General features: G+C 66.6%; 19 protein-coding genes and 1 pseudogene. 12 read left to right on the forward strand and 8 right to left on the reverse strand.

What is annotated here, in order from left to right; translation table 11 throughout:
* From J7495_RS19775 to eno, 3 genes and pseudogenes are all read right to left on the reverse strand, one after another.
* A pseudogene (locus J7495_RS19775) lies at positions 1-508 on the reverse strand (thiamine pyrophosphate-dependent enzyme); the annotation flags it as partial.
* A gap of 316 nt (positions 509-824) precedes the next feature.
* Positions 825-1,142, reverse strand: coding sequence for a septum formation initiator family protein (locus J7495_RS19780; protein ID WP_294058699.1), 318 nt, complete (start codon positions 1,140-1,142; stop codon positions 825-827).
* Positions 1,143-1,197: 55 nt separating this feature from the next.
* Positions 1,198-2,472, reverse strand: coding sequence for a phosphopyruvate hydratase (eno, locus tag J7495_RS19785; RefSeq protein WP_294058700.1), 1,275 nt, complete (start codon positions 2,470-2,472; stop codon positions 1,198-1,200).
* A gap of 144 nt (positions 2,473-2,616) precedes the next feature.
* Here eno and J7495_RS19790 point away from each other — a divergent pair, with 144 nt between their 5' ends.
* The 6 genes from J7495_RS19790 to J7495_RS19815 all read left to right on the forward strand — a co-directional run bounded on the left by J7495_RS19790 (position 2,617) and on the right by J7495_RS19815 (position 4,899).
* Positions 2,617-3,120: a hypothetical protein gene (locus J7495_RS19790; RefSeq protein ID WP_294058701.1), complete on the forward strand. Its 504-nt coding sequence runs from the start codon at positions 2,617-2,619 to the stop codon at positions 3,118-3,120.
* 14 nt (positions 3,121-3,134) lie between these two features.
* Positions 3,135-3,476 (forward strand): phage holin family protein, encoded by a 342-nt coding sequence (locus J7495_RS19795; protein WP_294058702.1) that lies wholly within the window; start codon positions 3,135-3,137, stop codon positions 3,474-3,476.
* Positions 3,473-3,832: a hypothetical protein gene (locus J7495_RS19800; RefSeq protein ID WP_294058703.1), complete on the forward strand. Its 360-nt coding sequence runs from the start codon at positions 3,473-3,475 to the stop codon at positions 3,830-3,832. Before J7495_RS19795 ends, J7495_RS19800 begins: the two co-directional genes overlap by 4 nt.
* Positions 3,829-4,143 carry a hypothetical protein gene (locus tag J7495_RS19805; protein ID WP_294058704.1) on the forward strand — a complete coding sequence of 105 codons (315 nt, stop codon included), beginning with the start codon at positions 3,829-3,831 and terminating at the stop codon, positions 4,141-4,143. Before J7495_RS19800 ends, J7495_RS19805 begins: the two co-directional genes overlap by 4 nt.
* 1 nt (position 4,144) lies before the next feature.
* Positions 4,145-4,414: a hypothetical protein gene (locus J7495_RS19810; RefSeq protein ID WP_294058705.1), complete on the forward strand. Its 270-nt coding sequence runs from the start codon at positions 4,145-4,147 to the stop codon at positions 4,412-4,414.
* Positions 4,415-4,674: 260 nt separating this feature from the next.
* On the forward strand, positions 4,675-4,899 hold the full coding sequence (locus J7495_RS19815) for a DUF4170 domain-containing protein (protein ID WP_294058706.1): 225 nt from the start codon (positions 4,675-4,677) through the stop codon (positions 4,897-4,899).
* Positions 4,900-5,028: 129 nt separating this feature from the next.
* On the opposite strand, the gene greA is transcribed toward J7495_RS19815, so the two are convergent.
* Positions 5,029-5,505, reverse strand: a complete 477-nt coding sequence (gene greA, locus J7495_RS19820; protein ID WP_294058707.1) for a transcription elongation factor GreA — start codon at positions 5,503-5,505, stop codon at positions 5,029-5,031.
* 80 nt (positions 5,506-5,585) lie between these two features.
* On the reverse strand, positions 5,586-8,936 hold the full coding sequence (gene carB, locus J7495_RS19825) for a carbamoyl-phosphate synthase large subunit (protein WP_294058708.1): 3,351 nt from the start codon (positions 8,934-8,936) through the stop codon (positions 5,586-5,588).
* Positions 8,937-8,993: 57 nt separating this feature from the next.
* Here carB and J7495_RS19830 point away from each other — a divergent pair, with 57 nt between their 5' ends.
* Positions 8,994-9,257 (forward strand): hypothetical protein, encoded by a 264-nt coding sequence (locus J7495_RS19830; protein ID WP_294058709.1) that lies wholly within the window; start codon positions 8,994-8,996, stop codon positions 9,255-9,257.
* Positions 9,254-9,667 (forward strand): PIN domain-containing protein, encoded by a 414-nt coding sequence (locus J7495_RS19835; protein WP_294058710.1) that lies wholly within the window; start codon positions 9,254-9,256, stop codon positions 9,665-9,667. The genes J7495_RS19830 and J7495_RS19835 overlap by 4 nt, the downstream gene beginning before the upstream one ends.
* Positions 9,668-9,694: 27 nt before the next feature.
* On the opposite strand, the gene J7495_RS19840 is transcribed toward J7495_RS19835, so the two are convergent.
* Genes J7495_RS19840 through carA form a run of 3 tightly spaced genes read right to left on the reverse strand, consistent with a single transcriptional unit; the run spans position 9,695 to position 11,699 of the window.
* Positions 9,695-10,072 (reverse strand): hypothetical protein, encoded by a 378-nt coding sequence (locus tag J7495_RS19840; RefSeq protein WP_294058711.1) that lies wholly within the window; start codon positions 10,070-10,072, stop codon positions 9,695-9,697.
* On the reverse strand, positions 10,069-10,500 hold the full coding sequence (locus tag J7495_RS19845) for a hypothetical protein (protein ID WP_294058712.1): 432 nt from the start codon (positions 10,498-10,500) through the stop codon (positions 10,069-10,071). Before J7495_RS19845 ends, J7495_RS19840 begins: the two co-directional genes overlap by 4 nt.
* The gene (carA, locus tag J7495_RS19850) at positions 10,497-11,699 is read right to left on the reverse strand and encodes a glutamine-hydrolyzing carbamoyl-phosphate synthase small subunit (protein ID WP_294058713.1); all 1,203 of its coding nucleotides are present in this window, start codon (positions 11,697-11,699) and stop codon (positions 10,497-10,499) included. Before carA ends, J7495_RS19845 begins: the two co-directional genes overlap by 4 nt.
* A gap of 122 nt (positions 11,700-11,821) precedes the next feature.
* Here carA and J7495_RS19855 point away from each other — a divergent pair, with 122 nt between their 5' ends.
* The 4 genes from J7495_RS19855 to J7495_RS19870 form a co-directional block, all read left to right on the forward strand.
* On the forward strand, positions 11,822-12,274 hold the full coding sequence (locus J7495_RS19855; protein ID WP_294058714.1) for a GatB/YqeY domain-containing protein: 453 nt from the start codon (positions 11,822-11,824) through the stop codon (positions 12,272-12,274).
* 52 nt (positions 12,275-12,326) lie between these two features.
* Positions 12,327-12,962 carry a PEPxxWA-CTERM sorting domain-containing protein gene (locus tag J7495_RS19860; RefSeq protein ID WP_294058715.1) on the forward strand — a complete coding sequence of 212 codons (636 nt, stop codon included), beginning with the start codon at positions 12,327-12,329 and terminating at the stop codon, positions 12,960-12,962.
* Positions 12,963-13,028: 66 nt separating this feature from the next.
* Positions 13,029-14,915 (forward strand): DNA primase, encoded by a 1,887-nt coding sequence (gene dnaG / locus J7495_RS19865; protein ID WP_294058716.1) that lies wholly within the window; start codon positions 13,029-13,031, stop codon positions 14,913-14,915.
* 38 nt (positions 14,916-14,953) lie between these two features.
* Positions 14,954-16,084: RNA polymerase sigma factor region1.1 domain-containing protein (locus J7495_RS19870; protein WP_294058717.1), on the forward strand; the 1,131-nt coding region annotated here is incomplete at its 3' end.

Raw genomic sequence — 16,084 nt, forward strand, 5'->3', positions numbered from 1 at the left:
GGCCTATTTCGGCGACGGCGCCGCCCTGGTTCGCGGCGCCGTCGCCGAAATAGGCCATGGCGACGCCGCCATCCTCGTTATACTTGTGGGCGAAGGCCAGGCCCGTGCCGAGCGATACCTGCGCGCCGACGATGCCGTGGCCGCCGTAGAACTTCTTCTCGGTCGAGAACATGTGCATCGAGCCGCCCTTGCCGCGGCTGATCCCCGCCTCGCGGCCGGTCAGCTCGGCCATGATGACCTTGGGATCGATGCCATAGGCGAGCATGTGGCCATGGTCGCGATAGCCGGTGATCACGCTGTCCTTCTCGCCGTCGAGCGCGGACTGGAGACCCACCGCCACGGCTTCCTGGCCGATGTAGAGGTGGCAGAAGCCGCCGATGAAGCCGAGGCCGTAGAGCTGGCCCGCCTTCTCCTCGAAGCGGCGGATGAGCAGCATCTGCTTGTAGAAGTCGAGCAGCTCGTCCTTGGAGGCCTTGTACCGTTCTGGTTCGTCAGGGCGCTCGCGATTGGTTGCCGCGGGAGCGCTCTCGGATTTCTTGGCGGGCGTTTTTGCCACGATGAGGAAGTCCTCGTCCTGGGGAGGGAAGGTCGCCGAGCCTATAAGCGTGTTTTGACGCGGCGTGCAATGACAACGCGCGCATATTGGGGCGGGTCCGGCGGAAAGCGAATGCCGTTACGGCATCCCGGGTTGCACCCCGTACAACCGTCGCAAACCACAATCGTCATCCCGGCGAAAGCCGGGAACCAGGGCAAAGCAGGACGTCGCTCGTGGCCCTGGGTCCCGGCTTTCACCGGGATGACAATGTTAGGAAAAGGCTAGCCGCTCAATCCTTCTTGAGCGGAACGATCACTTCATCCGGCCGCGCGACGTTGAGCTGCTTGCGGGCGAGCTCGTCCGCCAGATCGCGGTCGATCTTCTTCGGATCGAGCAGGTTCACGCGGTTCTGGAGCTCGGCGCGCTGCTTGTCCAGCGTCTGATATTCGCTCGTCCGCGCCGCCACTTGCCGCTTGAACTCGCCCAGCGCCAGCACGCCGTTCGGGCCCAGGATCGCGTAATAGCCGAAAAAGGCCATGGCGATCAGCGCGATAGCCGGCAGGCTGGCACTGCGGAGAGCGGACTGAACAGGCGAATGACGCGACATGGGTTGATTCTCGCTTAACCAAGCGCGTTAATCAAGCCGTATCGCTCCTGAATAGTCACTTAAGGACTGATTTACCTGCGTAAACGGCCGCGTCGCCCAGCTCCTCCTCGATGCGGATCAGCTGGTTGTACTTCGCGAGCCGGTCCGAGCGCGCGAGGCTGCCCGTCTTGATCTGTCCGCAATTGGTCGCGACCGCGAGGTCGGCGATCGTCGCGTCCTCGGTCTCGCCCGAGCGGTGCGACATCACTGCGGTATAGCCGCTGCGGTTGGCCAGGCTCACTGCCGCCAGCGTCTCGGAGAGCGTGCCGATCTGGTTGACCTTGACCAGAAGCGAGTTGGCGAGCCCGCGCTCGATCCCCTCGGCGAGGCGGCGCGGATTGGTGACGAACAGGTCGTCGCCGACCAGCTGGACCTTGGCGCCGATCTTGTCGGTCAGAGCCTTCCAGCCTTCGAAATCGTCCTCGGCCATGCCGTCCTCGATCGAGAAGATCGGGTAGCGCGCGGTCAGGTCGGCCAGATAGTCGGCCATCTCGACTGGCGACAGGATCTTGCCCTCGCCCGAGATGTTGTACTTGCCGTCCTCGAAGAATTCGGTCGCCGCGCAGTCGAGCGCGAGCATGACGTTCTCGCCGGGCTTGTACCCCGCCGCCTCGATCGAGGCCATGATGAAGTCGAGCGCCTCGGCAGTCGACGCGATGTTGGGCGCAAAGCCGCCCTCGTCGCCCACGCCCGTCGCCAGCCCCTTGTCGTGGAGCTTCTTCTTGAGCGTGTGGAAGATCTCCGAGCCGCAGCGCACTGCCTCGAGGATGTTCGGCGCGCCGACCGGCACGATCATGAACTCCTGGAAGTCGATCGGATTGTCGGCATGCTCGCCGCCGTTGATGATGTTCATCATCGGCACGGGCAGCACATGCGCCGAGACGCCGCCGACATAGCGGTAGAGCGGCAGACCGCGCGCATCGGCCGCGGCCTTGGCGGTGGCGAGGCTCACGCCCAGGATCGCGTTGGCGCCCAGCCGGCCCTTGTTCGCGGTGCCGTCGAGCTCGATCATGATCCGGTCGAGGTCCTGCTGGTCCTCCGCGTCGAGGCCCAGCACCGCCTCGGCGATCTCGCCGTTCACCGCGTCCACCGCGCCCTGCACGCCCTTGCCGAGCCAGCGGCCCTTGTCGCCGTCGCGCTTCTCGACCGCTTCATGCGCGCCGGTCGAGGCGCCCGAGGGCACCGCGGCGCGGCCGAAGCTGCCGTCCTCGAGCATCACGTCGACTTCCACCGTCGGGTTGCCGCGGCTGTCGAGAATCTGGCGTGCGTGAAGGTCGATGATTGCGGTCACGAAATGCTCTCCCTACGTAGGAGTTCTGATTGCCAGAACGGCTTCGCGGGCGCCTCTAACCGCTGAACGTGGCCGGGGCAACGCAATGGAACTCGCGGCGCGGCCTTTTGGTTGTTTCGAGGGAATGGCGAACAGGAGATTTCCATGGTTGAGACCACAGCAGGCGACGCGACTCTGGTGCAGGAGCCCCCGGTGAAGACGGCGGGCGAAGGTGCCGAGGCGCCCGGCGGCAAGCGCTCGACCGCCGACACGATCCGCGACGAGGCCGCCAAGTTCGGCAACCAGGCCAAGGACAAGGCGCGCGCCTTCGCCGGCGAGAACAAGGACAAGGCGAGCAATGCGCTCGACGAGGTCGCCCGGCTGATGCAAGGCGCCGCCGAGGACGTCGACCAGCGGATCGGGCCGGAATATGGCAAATACGCGCGCTCGGCCGCCGACGGCATCTCGGGCTTCGCGGATACGCTGCGCACCAAGGAAGTCGACGAGCTGGTCGAGAACGTCACCGACTTCGTCAAGAAGAGCCCGGTGATCGCGATCGGTACTGCCGCCGCAATCGGCTTCGTGCTCGCGCGACTGGTCAAGTCAGGGATCGACGCGGCTGCCGACCTCGGCGATCGTGACGAGCCTGCCTCCAAGTTTGACGCCTGAGGATCGACCGGGGGGTGGCAGACAAGGGACCAGACGAGGAAAGCATCGGCGACCTGCTCGCGCGGCTCGCCGAGGATGCGCGACGGTTCGGCCAGGCCGAGCTCGATTATTATCGCGTGCTCGCGGCCGAGAAGCTGGAAGAGGCCAAGGCCAGCCTGTGGATCGGCGCGGTCGCGATCGGGCTGATGCTCGCGGCGGCGGTGGCACTGGTCTTCGGGCTGGTGCTGACCCTCGCCCAATATGTCGGGCCGGCGCTGGCGACGTTGATCGTGGTGGCGCTGGCGGTCGGCACTGCCTGGCTGCTCGGCCGAATCGCCTGGCGGCACATCAAGCGCGTGGTGGGATTGCGCAAATGAGCGATGCGGAACGCGAGACTGCCGAAGCCCGTACCCGCGAAGCGCGCGAACGGCTGTTCGCGACGCTGGGCAAGGTGCAGGAGCGGCTCCGCCCCTCGGCGCTCGCCCAGGATGCGGTTGACAGCGTCGCCGAGCGCGTGACCGGAGTCGCCAGACGCAGCGCCGAAGCGGTGCGCAGCCGCCCGCTCGCAGTGGCAGCGGTCGCCGGCACGATCGGGCTGGTAATGGCGCGCCGCTGGATCGGCGACATCGTCAGCAACCATCGCCTCAAGGGACACGAAACCAGCAAGCCCGCGAGTCGTTCGAAGCCCAAGGCAGCGAGCCGCCCGCGCGCGAAGAAAGGAAAGACGACATGACCGAAGCCAGGACCCAGGGAGCCGTCGAGGGCCTCGCCGAGAACCCGCTGGCTCTGATCGCCGGCGGCGTCGCGCTGGGCATGCTGATCGGCGTGCTGCTGCCGCGCCATTCGAAGGAGCGCGAGCTGCTCGAGCCGGTGGGCAGGAACCTCGCCGACAAGGCCACCACCGCGGTCAAGGCCGCACGCGACGCCGGCAAGGCCGAGATCGAAGCGCTGCTCCCCGACAAGGACGCGACCAAGGAGCGGGTGTCGAAGCTGCTCGAGACCGTGGTCGAAGCGGCGAAGGGCGCGAGCGCGAAGGCGGATTAGGTTGAACGACGACTGGGAGATCGAGAAGTCGGCCACCTTGATCTTCGAGGATCTGCCGGTTGGGGCGCTCAAGGCTCCCCTTCCCCGCGCCGATGGACGCGCCGCCTACATGCCCTTTCGCGGGTCCGGCCATTATCAGTTGGGGGTCGCGCTCCGCGAAGGCCGCACGCCGCGCTGCTTCTACGAGGAGGATGGGCCGCGCGTCACGTTCGATGTGCTCGACATACCTGAGTACGGCGTGCTGCTCGTCGGCAATTTCTCGGTCGACTGAGCCCGGTTGCAATGTAGGAAACCGACTGCTTCCCTCGGCACTGCCGGACCTTCCGGCCGCTCCTTGAAAGGCCAAGCGCCGATGTGAACGATCGACACGGGGGAAGCGCGGCCGGCGGGGAAGCACTTTTTGCGATGACTGGTGTCAACCGTGTCAACCGGTCCAACAGGCGCGGGCACGAGAACCCGTTCCCGGCCCAACTTTCCCCAACTTTCGCGGCCGGGATGACGGCGCGGCTCGAACCCGCTAAGGGCTCGCGGATGAGCAAGCTCCATCTCGTTTTCGGCGGGCGCGTGAAGAACCCGCAGAGCCTCGATTTCGTCGACGAGTCGAACCTCGACATCGTCGGGATCTTCCCGGATTACGCCAGCGCCGAGAAGGCCTGGCGCGGCGCGGCACAGCGCACGGTGGACGATGCCGAGATGCGCTATGTGGTGGTCCACCTCCACCGCCTGCTCGAGCCGGACGAACCGCACCAGCACTGACCCTGAAACCGTCATCCCGGCGAAAGCCGGGACCCAGGGCCACGCAGGTCATCGCCCGCGACTCAGGGTCCCGGCTTTCGCCGGGATGACGGTTTGGGGATCGGGGCGCCAGCAGGCACCCCACCCATCTCAGATGAACTCGATCCGCGACACGAGGTAATAGCGGTCGCCCGCGGGCACGCTCACCTCGACCTCTTCGTCGACCTTGCGGCCGATCAGCGCGCGGCCCAGCGGCGAGTTGTAGCTGATCCGCCCGGTGCGCGCGTCCGCCTCGGTCTGGCCGACGATCTGGTAGCGGATCGGCTTGTCGTCCTCGTCGAGCAGCGTCACGGTCGCGCCGAATACGATCTTGTCGCCCGAAAGCTCGGTCGGATCGATGATCTGCGCGCGGCTCAGCTTGTCCTCGATGTCGGCGATCGACGCCTCGATCTGGCCCTGCCGCTCCTTGGCCGCGTGATATTCGGCGTTTTCGGAAAGGTCGCCATGGGCGCGCGCTTCCTCGATCGCGTCTACGATCAGTGGACGCTCGGCCTTGAGACGTTTCAGTTCATCGTTGAGCTTCTGATTGCCTTCAGCCAGCATCGGCAGCTTTTCGACGGTCGCCATCCCTTAGTCCTTCGTCCCGAACGCCCCTCCACCAAGCGGCCCTCCCAGGACCGCCCGCACATCAACGCCAGTTGTGGGGATCAATTGTGCGAGTGCGAATAATAGGATTGCAAGGGGCAAACTTCAAGCGCCTGCCGGTTGAGCGCGGCGATCGCATGCGCCGCCGCGACGCTGGCGGGGGCGGTGGTGAAATAGGGAATCTTCAGCGCGAGCGCCGAGCGGCGGATGTCGGACGAGTCCTTGAGGCTCTGCCAGCCCTCGGTGGTGTTGAAGATCAGCTCGATCCCGCCGTCGCGGATACGGTCGACGATGTGCGGGCGGCCCTGCGCGACCTTGTTGATCCGCTCGACCTCGATCCCGCTCGCGGCGAGATAATCCGCGGTGCCGCCGGTCGCGACGATCCTGAAGCCCAGCTCGGCGAGCAGGCGGACCCCGGCGAAGATCACCGGCTTGTCGCTGTCCTTGACGCTGACGAACACCGTGCCGCCGGTCGGCAGCACCGTTCCGGCGCCGAGCTGCGCCTTGGCGAAGGCCGTCGCGAAATCGCGGTCGATCCCCATCACTTCGCCGGTGGACTTCATCTCGGGAGAAAGTACCGGATCGACGCCCGGGAAGCGGTTGAACGGGAAGACCGCTTCCTTGACCGCGATATGATCGATGTCGCGCTCGATCGGCGGCAGGTCCTTGAGCTTCTCGCCCGCCATCACCCGGCTGGCGATCTTGGCGATGGGCACGCCGATCGCCTTGGCGACGAAGGGCACGGTACGCGAGGCGCGCGGGTTGACCTCGATGAGGTAGACCTGCCCGTCCTTGACCGCAAACTGGATGTTCATCAGCCCCTTGACCTTGAGCGCGCGCGCCAGCGCATCGGCCTGGCGCTCGATCTCGTCGACGATCTCGGACGGCAGGCTGTAGGGCGGGATCGAGCAGGCGCTGTCGCCCGAATGGACCCCCGCCTCCTCGATATGCTGGAGCACGCCGGCGACCACCACATCGTCGCCGTCGGCGATCGCGTCGACGTCGACCTCGATCGCGTCGCGCAGATACTGGTCGATCAGCACCGGCGAATCGCCCGAGACCTGCACCGCGGTCTGGATATAGTCGTCGAGCTGGGCGAGCGTGTCGACGATCTCCATCGCGCGGCCGCCGAGCACGTAGCTGGGCCGCATCAGCACCGGATAGCCGATCCGCTCGGCGATCTTCACCGCTTCGTCGCGGTTGCGCGCGATGCCGTTGGCGGGCTGCTTGAGCCCGAGCTTGGCGACGAGCTTGGCGAAGCGCTCGCGGTCCTCGGCGAGGTCGATCGCATCGGGCGAGGTGCCGAGGATCGGGATGCCGGCATCCTCGAGCGCTTGCGCGAGGTTGAGCGGAGTCTGCCCGCCGAACTGGACGATCACCCCGACGAGTTCGCCGCGCGACTGCTCGACCTGGAGGATCTCGAGCACGTCCTCGGCGGTCAGCGGCTCGAAATAGAGCCGGTCGGAGGTGTCATAGTCGGTGCTCACCGTCTCCGGATTGCAGTTGACCATGATCGTCTCATAGCCGGCGTCGGCCAGCGCGAAGCAGGCGTGGCAGCAGCAATAGTCGAACTCGATCCCCTGCCCGATCCGGTTCGGGCCGCCGCCGAGGATGACGATCTTGCGGCGGTCCGAGGGCATCGCCTCGTTCTCGGGCTCGCCGAAGCTGGGGGCTTCGTAGGTCGAGTACATGTACGGCGTGCGCGCCTCGAACTCGGCGGCGCAGGTGTCGATGCGCTTGAACACCGGGCGGACGCCGAGCTTGTGACGATGCGCGCGCACCTCGGCCTCGGTGACGCCGCCGGTCATCGCATGGACGACTTCGTGGATCAGCCCCGAACCCCTTGCGATGGGCCGCTCCATCCCCTCGCGCAGCCCCGCCGACTTGAGCGCGAGCCAGGCGAGGCGCTTGTCCGAGAAGCCCATGGCCTTCAGGCGGCGCATGCCGGCGGCGTCCTGCGGCAGACCATTGGCCATCACTTCGCCCTCGGCCTCGACGATCTCGCGGATCCGCTCGAGGAACCAGGGATCGTACTTCGTCAGCGCATGGACCTCGGCGACGGTCAGGCCTTCGCGCAGCGCCTGCGCGGCGACGAGCAGCCGGTCGGGCGACTGGATCGCGAGCGCCGCCTCGATATCGTCGCGCGGCGCGCCGGCGAGGCGATCGACGTTGTTGAAGCCGCTGAGGCCGGTCTCGAGCCCGCGCAGCGCCTTCTGGAGCGACTCGTGGATCGAGCGGCCGATCGCCATCACTTCGCCCACCGACTTCATCGCCGTGGAGAGCACCGGCTCGGCGCCCTTGAACTTCTCGAAGGCGAAGCGCGGGATCTTGGTGACGATATAGTCGATCGTCGGCTCGAAGCTCGCCGGGGTCGCCTTGGTGATGTCGTTCTCGATCTCGTCGAGCGTGTAGCCCACCGCCAGCTTGGCCGCGACCTTTGCGATCGGGAAGCCGGTCGCCTTCGACGCGAGCGCCGAGGAACGCGACACGCGCGGGTTCATCTCGATGACGACGAGGCGGCCGTCCTTGGGATTGACCGCGAACTGGACGTTCGACCCGCCCGTCTCGACGCCGATCTCGCGCAGCACCGCGATGCTGGCGTTTCGCATGATCTGATATTCCTTGTCCGTCAGCGTCAGCGCCGGCGCGACGGTGATCGAATCGCCGGTGTGGACACCCATCGGATCGATGTTCTCGATCGAGCAGACGATGATCGCGTTGTCCGCGCGGTCGCGGACGACTTCCATCTCATATTCCTTCCAGCCGAGCAGCGATTCCTCGATCAGCACCTCGGTGGTCGGCGAGGCGTCGAGGCCCTTGCGGACGATCTCGACGAACTCCTCCTTGTTGTAGGCGACGCCGCCGCCGGTGCCGCCGAGCGTGAAGCTGGGCCGGATGATCGCGGGGAGGCCGGTGTGCGCGAGGCCCTCGAGCGCTTCCTCGACCGTGTGCGCGATGTGGCTGCGCGCCGATTCGAGGCCGATCTTGTCCATCGCGTCGCGGAACTTGAGCCGGTCCTCGGCCTTGTCGATCGCTTCGGCATCGGCGCCGATCATCTTGACGCCGAACTTCTCGAAGGTGCCGTCGCGGAACAGCGCGAGCGCGGTGTTGAGCGCGGTCTGCCCGCCCATGGTGGGGAGGACAGCCCAAGAACCTCCATGCTCTGCCGTCTCCTTCTCGATGATCCGTGCGACCACGGCGGGCGTGATCGGCTCGACATAGGTCGCGTCGGCGAGCTCGGGATCGGTCATGATCGTCGCCGGGTTCGAATTGACCAGGACGATGCGATAGCCCTCTTCCTTGAGCGCCTTGATCGCCTGCGTGCCGGAGTAATCGAACTCGCACGCCTGGCCGATGACGATGGGCCCCGCGCCGATGACGAGGATGGAGGAGATGTCGGTGCGCTTGGGCATTGTTTAGGATGCTCTCATTGAATACGTTGATTGCATTGCAATCCTTGGAGACTGTCGATGGGTAGCGTGACGATCCGCAACCTCGACGATGGGATCAAACAGGCCGCGCGATTGGCGGCCGTCAGAAACGGCCGGTCGATGGAAGCCGAATTGCGCGCGTTGCTCGAACGCACATACGGGCCGGCTGCCCAGGAGCGAGCGACGAGGCTTCGCGCCATGTCCGGAGCGGAGTTCGTTGACCACCTGATCAAGGTGGCGAACGGCGGCACATTGGAATTGCCGCCGCGGGAAGCCGAGGACATCGAGTTTCCAGAGCTGTGATCCTGCTGGATACCAATGTCTGGAGCGCGCTGACCCGCCCGGCACAACATCCGCAAGTGGGGCAATGGATCGCCACGCACGCCACGGAAATCTGGCTGTCGACCATTGTGATCGCGGAGATAAGGCTCGGTATCGAAAACCCGAAAGGGGCCCCGCGTCGCGCGGCGCTCGAACAATGGCTAGCCGACATCGAGCTGGTCCATGCGGAACGAACCCTATCCTTCGATTCCGCCGCCGCACATGTATTTGGAGCCCTCGTTGCGCGACGAAAGCTGGAAAAGCAGGAGACGAAGCTTCTGGATATTCAGCTGGCCGCGCAGGCGCTGTCCCAGGAATGCCCCGTCGCGACGCGCAATATCCGCGATTTCGAATGGACCGGCGTGCGGCTAATCGATCCCTGGACGGTGTAACCCTGGCACGTTCCTGCCTGCTCACACTTAATCCTCCCGCACCGCTTGCGGCACATAGGCGCGGACTTCCGAATCAAAGTCGATGCCGTCGGCAGCGTCCTTCACGGTCACCAGCAGCAGCTCGACGCGGAGCTTGCCGAACTCGCCCTTGAGCGCGCGGTGGTAGAGGTCGAGCGTCGCCGCGCGCGGCTGGGCGGGCGGGAAGAGGATCATGCTCTCCGGATCGTCCTGCTCGACGCGCGAATTGGGGAGCGATGCCTTCTGCGCCGCCGCTTCGAGCTTCGCGAGATCACCGGCGTCCCCGAACGCGACAAAGCCGAGCATGCGGACCGCCTCACCGTCGGACGTGCGGTGGAGGATCACTTCCTCGAGCGCGGGCGGCGGAGGCGGCAAGTCGAGCATCATGGACGCGTCTCCTCTTTCTTGCCCGGCGCCAGGCCGTCGCTCTGGAGCAGCAGCGCCGCCACGGCGGGCTGGTCGATCCTCGGCGCCCTGAGCTTCGAGCGGCATTCCTTGAGCGCGATACGGACCTGGCCGCGGATCTTCGCGGCAACCACGGCCGCACGGTCGCTCAGCGCGAGCAGGTTCGCGCGCACCACGCCGCCGGCGGGCGTCTTGCGGCACCCGCTCGGCTCGACCCAGATCGCCAGCGCCTCGGCGTCGCGCTCGATGCGGATCGCCACCGGGCCCGCAGCCGACGCTCGGCACAGCTCATGGTCCATCCCGGCGAGATAGCCGTCGCGGAAGCAGCGGCCCTGCCAGATGCCATAAGTGAAGGCGTCCGCCTGCTGCGGCACGCCGAGCGCCAGCGCCAGGGCGGCCGCAACGATCACGCCTTCGCCTCGACGACGTTCGCGACGAACCGCTCGAACAGGTAGAAGCTGTCCTGCGGGCCCGGGCTCGCCTCGGGATGGTATTGCACCGAAAACGCCGGCCGGTCGGTGAGCTCGAAGCCGCAGTTCGAGCCGTCGAACAGCGAGACATGCGTCTCGCGCGCGTTGGCCGGAAGGGTTTCCGCCTCGACCGCGAAGCCGTGGTTCATGCTGGTGATCTCGACCAGGCCGTCGGCGAGGCGCTTGACCGGATGGTTCGCGCCGCGGTGGCCCTGGTGCATCTTGCTGGTCGACGCGCCGACCGCGATGCCGAGCAGCTGGTGGCCGAGGCAGATGCCGAACAGCGGCAGGCCCGTCTCGAGCAGCTGGCGGATCACCGGCACGGCATATTCGCCGGTCGCGGCGGGATCGCCCGGGCCGTTCGACAGGAAGATGCCGTCGGGCGCGAACGACATCACCTGCTCGAAGGTCGCGGTCGCGGGGAGGACGGTCACCTTCGCGCCGGCTCGCACCAAGTTGCGGAAGATGTTGCGCTTCGAGCCATAGTCGATCGCGACGACGTGAGGTCGTTTGTCGGCTACGCCGACGGGCGGCCGATCGTCCTCGGCACCTTCGGGGCCATAGCCGAAGCCGAGCCGCCAGACGCCGCCCTCCCAGCCATAATGCGTCTCGACCGTCACGCTGATCGCGAGGTCCATGCCCTCCAGCCCCGGCCAGCCGCGCGCCATGTCGAGGAGCAGGGGGATGTCGAACTTGCCGTCCTTGCGGTGCGCGATCACGCCGTTGGGCGCGCCCTCGAGCCGGATCTTGCGGGTGAGCGCGCGCGTGTCGATGCCCGACAGGCCGATGCGCGCGTGCTTCTTCATCCAGTCGTCGAGCCGCTCGGCGGCGCGGAAGTTCGACGGCTCGGTGACGTCCTGGCGGACGATCATGCCGAGCGCGTGCGGCTCGTCGGCTTCGATGTCGTCGGGGTTGGCGCCGACGTTGCCGATGTGCGGGAAGGTGAAGTTGATGATCTGGCCGGCGAAGCTCGGATCGGTCATGATCTCCTGATAGCCGGTCATCGCGGTGTGGAAGCAGACTTCGCCCACTGCCTCGCCCTCGGCGCCGAATCCGCGGCCCCACAGGATATCGCCGCCGGCCAATACCAATACGCCCGTCGCTCCTTCAGGCACAGTCACGGCTTTGGCGTCGGCCATTCGGTCGGGCACTCCTTCGGTTTTTCGGCGATGTCGCTAAGGCTCGCCCGCTAGACCCCCTGCCCTCTCGCGTCAACCGCCCGGCGGGTCTATGGGCGACATTCCCGATTCAAGAGAGTGCAATGATCCGAGACGACATCAAGGCCGCGCTGGTGACTGCCATGAAGGGCGGCGACAAGCCAACCACCGCGACGATCCGCCTGATCCAGGCGGCGCTGAAGAACCGCGACATCGAGGCGCGCACCGGCTCGGCGCCGGCCGACGACGACACGCTCGTGGTCGAAGTGCTGCAGAAGATGGTCAAGCAGCGCCGCGAATCGATCGAGATGTTCGAGAAGGGCGGCCGCCAGGAGCTCGTCGACGCCGAGACCGCCGAGATCGCGGTGATCGAGCGCTTCCTGCCCAAGCAGCTGAGCGAGGAAGAGACGGCTGTTGCGATCGAGGCGATCAAGGCCGACCTCGGAGCTTCCGGCATGAAGGACATGGGCCGAGTGATGGCCGAGCTGAAGGCGCGCCACGGCGCGGTGCTCGACATGAGCAAGGCGAGCGGACTGGTGAAGGCGGCGCTGACCTGAGGTCTCGCGAAGTTAGACCCTTGTCAATTTCGCTCCAGAACTGATTGTTTTTATGCGCGAAGAGTTGAGCCAAAACTCCACTCTTCGCCCGAATTTGGTTAACTTCGCTCCCGAATCGATTGTTTCAATGGGGGAGCGAACAGCGATGAAACGGATTGCGATTCCGCTTGCGGCTGGCGTCACGCTGCTGACGTCGATGCCGGCACAGGCGACGCGCTTGTGGTTCCGGATCAAGGGCGACCATCGGGTAACGTTCCAGATGCAATCCGGCGTTTCGAACGACTTCGTGTCGCCGGGCCAGTTCGTACGTGGCGACGAAACGCCTCTCTCGTACACCGAGGGCCTCTTTCCCACTCCGGGCGGCTATCTGGTGGTGTTCCAGGCCTATACGGCTGCGGCCGGCGGCGGATTCACCATCTCCAGATTCGGCAACCCGGCGGACGTGGTTTTCGCCCTGCGTGGAGGCCCCCAGCTTTTCACCGGCCCCCTCAACTCGATAACGTTCCAGCCCGGCGGCTATTATTTCCCGAGTGGCGTCGTCGGCGGGCGCGGCTATGACCGGCTCCTCATCCAGCCCGTGCCCGAGCCCGCGACCTGGGCGATGCTGATCGGCGGCTTCGCGCTCGTCGGCGGCGCGCTGCGGCGCCGGCAGCCGCAGCGGGTCCGCGTCCGCGTCCAGGCCGCCTGACCACGGCTCGCCGCGGCGCGGGCGTTTTCGCTTGCGCCGCGGCGGTACCGGGTGGAATCGGGTGGGATGAGCCTCACCCCCGCCTTCCTCGACGAGCTGCGCGCGCGCACGCTGCTTTCCGGGCTGATCGGCAAATCGGTGAAGCTCCAGCGCGCGGGCCGCGAGTTCCGCGCCTGCTGCCCGTTCCACAACGAGAAGACGCCCAGCTTCTACGTCAACGACGACAAGGGCTTCTACCATTGCTTCGGTTGCGGCGCGCACGGCGACGCGATCCGCTGGATGACCGACCAGCAGGGCCTGCCCTTCATCGACGCAGTGAAGGAACTCGCCCAGGCCGCCGGGCTCGACATGCCCGAGCAAGATCGCCGCGCAGCCGAGAAGGCCGAGCGCGCCAAGGGCCTGCACGAAGCGATGGCCGACGCCGCGGCCTGGTTCGCCGAGCGGCTGTGGGGACTCGAAGGCGACGAGGCGCGGCGCGTGCTCGAACGGCGCGGCATCTCGGCCGAGACCGCACGGGCCTTCGGCATGGGCTTCGCGCCCGATTCGCGGGGCAAGCTCAAGGAAGCGCTCAAGGGCTATGGCGATGCAATGCTCGTCGAGGCGGGGCTGCTGATCAGCGTCGAGGGCAAGGAGCCCTACGACCGGTTCCGCGGCCGTCTGATGATCCCGATCCGCGACGCGCGCGGCCGCGTGATCGCCTTCGGCGGCCGCGTGATCGGCGCCAATGATTCCAGAGGGGGCGAGCCGAAGTATCTCAATTCGCCGGACACACCGCTCTTCGACAAGGGCCGCACGCTCTACAACCTCGATCGGGCCCAGGCCGCCGCGCGCAAGGCCGACCGGGTGATCGCAGTCGAAGGCTATATGGACGTGATCGCGCTCGCCCAGGCCGGGTTCGGCGAGGCCGTCGCGCCGCTGGGCACAGCGCTGACCGAGCACCAGATCGAGCGGCTTTGGCGGATGGCCGACGTGCCCCTGCTCTGCTTCGACGGCGATTCGGCGGGGCAGAAGGCTGCGATCCGCGCGGCGCACCGCGCGTTGCCGCTGCTCCAGCCTGGCCGCAGCCTGGCTTTCGTCACGCTGCCCGACGGGATGGATCCCGACGATCTCGTCCGCGCACGCGGACCCGCGGCGTTCGAAGCGCTGCTGGGCAAGACCGAGCCGCTGGTCGACCGGATCTGGAACCACGAAGTCGCCGCCGAGCCGATCGGCACGCCCGAGGCGCGCGCAGGGCTCAAGCGGCGGCTGGGCGACCTCGCCAAGGGGATTGCCGACGGAATCGTCCGCGAGGAATATCTCGCCGAGTTCCGCCGGCGCTTCGACGGACTGTTCGCCGCCGCGCCGCGCGACAATCGCGCCGGACCGCGAGCGCAGCAGCGCCAGGGCGGCCGCGGCGGCCCGCGCTGGCAGCCCCCCGAACCGCCGCCTTCGGTGAAGGTGCGCAGCGTCCAGGCGAGCGGGCTGGACCCGATCCTCGCCCGCGCCGTACTCGCCGGGCTGATCCGTCACCCCGCCGAAATCGCGCGGCACATGGAAGTGCTCGGAAGCTTGCGCAGCGCGTCCGGCGCGCTCGGCAAATTGTTCGAGGCGGTGATCGAAGTCGCGCTCGAGGACCGCGAGCTTGATAGTGCCGGCATCGTCACCATATTGCGGCGGTCCGGTTTCGATACCGTCGCGGGTGACCTGCTCAGAGCCGATTCGCTGCCTTTCTCGTTCACGCGAGGGGGCGAAGTCGATACAGTCAGGGCGCGCGAGGATCTGGACGAAGCGATTGCAGTGATGGTGGCGCAGCCCGCCGTCGATGCCGCGCTGGCGGAGGCAACGGCGCAGGTTGCGGCGCGTTTCACCGACGAGGCGTTCGCCCGTCAGGTGGCGCTGCTGCAGAAGCGCCAGGAGCTCGAAGCGCGGCTGGCGAATCTGATGCTTGCAGACGACGGCGATTTTGACGATTAGGGCGGTGTAAAATAGCCGCCATCCAGTTTCGAGGGCTCATGATGGCGAAGGCGAATGGCGGCGGCAGCGACGACACCAACGAGGGTGGCGACGCACCGCTGATCGATCTCAACGAAGGCTCGATCAAGAAGCTCGTCGCGCGCGCGAAGAAGCGCGGGTACATCACCGTCGACCAGCTCAACGAGATGCTGCCGCAGGACCAGTTCACCTCGGATCAGCTCGAGGACGTGATGGCGGCGCTCAACGAGATGGGCGTCAACATCGTCGAGAACGAGGACGCCGGCGAGGACGCCGAGCCCGAGGAGGATTCGGCCGACGACGCGGACGGCGGCGACGGCCAGGACGATTCGGCGCCTGCCTTCGAGACCAAGAAGAAGGAAACCGTCGACCGCACCGACGATCCGGTGCGCATGTACCTGCGCGAGATGGGCGCGGTCGAGCTGCTCAGCCGCGAAGGCGAGATCGCGATCGCCAAGCGCATCGAGGCAGGCCGCGACACGATGATCCTCGGCCTCTGCGAGAGCCCGATCACCTTCAACGCGATCATCGCCTGGTCGAACGCACTCAACGAAGGCACGATGCAGCTGCGCGAGATCCTCGATCTCGACGCGATGCTCTCCAAGGACCCGGCGCCCGAAAGCCTCACCGAGGACGGTGAGGAAGGCGACGGCGAGATCAGCGAGAAGACCGCCGGCCCCTCCTACAAGGAGGAAGAGGACGTCGAGGAGGAATCCGCCGACGAGGAGGATGAGGATTCGATGACCGAGCGCCGCGCGCGCCGGCCCTCGGAGGAAGAGGAAGAAGACAATACCCTCAGCCTCGCGCAGATGGAGGAGCAGCTCAAGCCGCAGGCGCTCGAGAAGTTCGCCAACATCACCGCGACCTACAAGAAATTCTCGAAGGTCCAGCAGCAGCGGCTCGACGCGATGTCGGCCGGCGGCGAACTGCCGCTCGCCGAGGAGCGCAAGTACCAGAAGCTGCGCGAGGAGCTGACCGCGGAAGTCGAGTCGGTCCAGTTCCACCAGGCGAAGATCGAGTATCTCGTCGACCAGCTCTACAGCTTCAACCGGCGCCTGACCGCGCTGGGCGGGCAGATGCTGCGCCTCGCCGAGCGCCACAAGGTCTCGCGCAAGGATTTCCTCGATCGCTATGTGAACCATGAGCTCGAC

The organism is Sphingomonas sp., assembly GCF_017745215.1.
Taxonomy (GTDB): Bacteria; Pseudomonadota; Alphaproteobacteria; order Sphingomonadales; family Sphingomonadaceae; genus Sphingomonas.

Bases quoted from the DNA above. Each gene is read 5' to 3' on its own strand.
- J7495_RS19790 (WP_294058701.1), top strand. From the start codon at position 2,617: ATGGTTGAGACCACAGCAGGCGACGCGACTCTGGTGCAGGAGCCCCCG.
- carB (WP_294058708.1), bottom strand. From the start codon at position 8,936: ATGCCCAAGCGCACCGACATCTCCTCCATCCTCGTCATCGGCGCGGGG.
- J7495_RS19860 (WP_294058715.1), top strand. From the start codon at position 12,327: ATGCGCGAAGAGTTGAGCCAAAACTCCACTCTTCGCCCGAATTTGGTT.
- dnaG (WP_294058716.1), top strand. From the start codon at position 13,029: ATGAGCCTCACCCCCGCCTTCCTCGACGAGCTGCGCGCGCGCACGCTG.
- J7495_RS19855 (WP_294058714.1), top strand. From the start codon at position 11,822: ATGATCCGAGACGACATCAAGGCCGCGCTGGTGACTGCCATGAAGGGC.
- J7495_RS19780 (WP_294058699.1), bottom strand. From the start codon at position 1,142: ATGTCGCGTCATTCGCCTGTTCAGTCCGCTCTCCGCAGTGCCAGCCTG.
- J7495_RS19830 (WP_294058709.1), top strand. From the start codon at position 8,994: ATGGGTAGCGTGACGATCCGCAACCTCGACGATGGGATCAAACAGGCC.
- carA (WP_294058713.1), bottom strand. From the start codon at position 11,699: ATGGCCGACGCCAAAGCCGTGACTGTGCCTGAAGGAGCGACGGGCGTA.
- J7495_RS19840 (WP_294058711.1), bottom strand. From the start codon at position 10,072: ATGATGCTCGACTTGCCGCCTCCGCCGCCCGCGCTCGAGGAAGTGATC.
- J7495_RS19815 (WP_294058706.1), top strand. From the start codon at position 4,675: ATGAGCAAGCTCCATCTCGTTTTCGGCGGGCGCGTGAAGAACCCGCAG.
- J7495_RS19800 (WP_294058703.1), top strand. From the start codon at position 3,473: ATGAGCGATGCGGAACGCGAGACTGCCGAAGCCCGTACCCGCGAAGCG.
- greA (WP_294058707.1), bottom strand. From the start codon at position 5,505: ATGGCGACCGTCGAAAAGCTGCCGATGCTGGCTGAAGGCAATCAGAAG.
- J7495_RS19805 (WP_294058704.1), top strand. From the start codon at position 3,829: ATGACCGAAGCCAGGACCCAGGGAGCCGTCGAGGGCCTCGCCGAGAAC.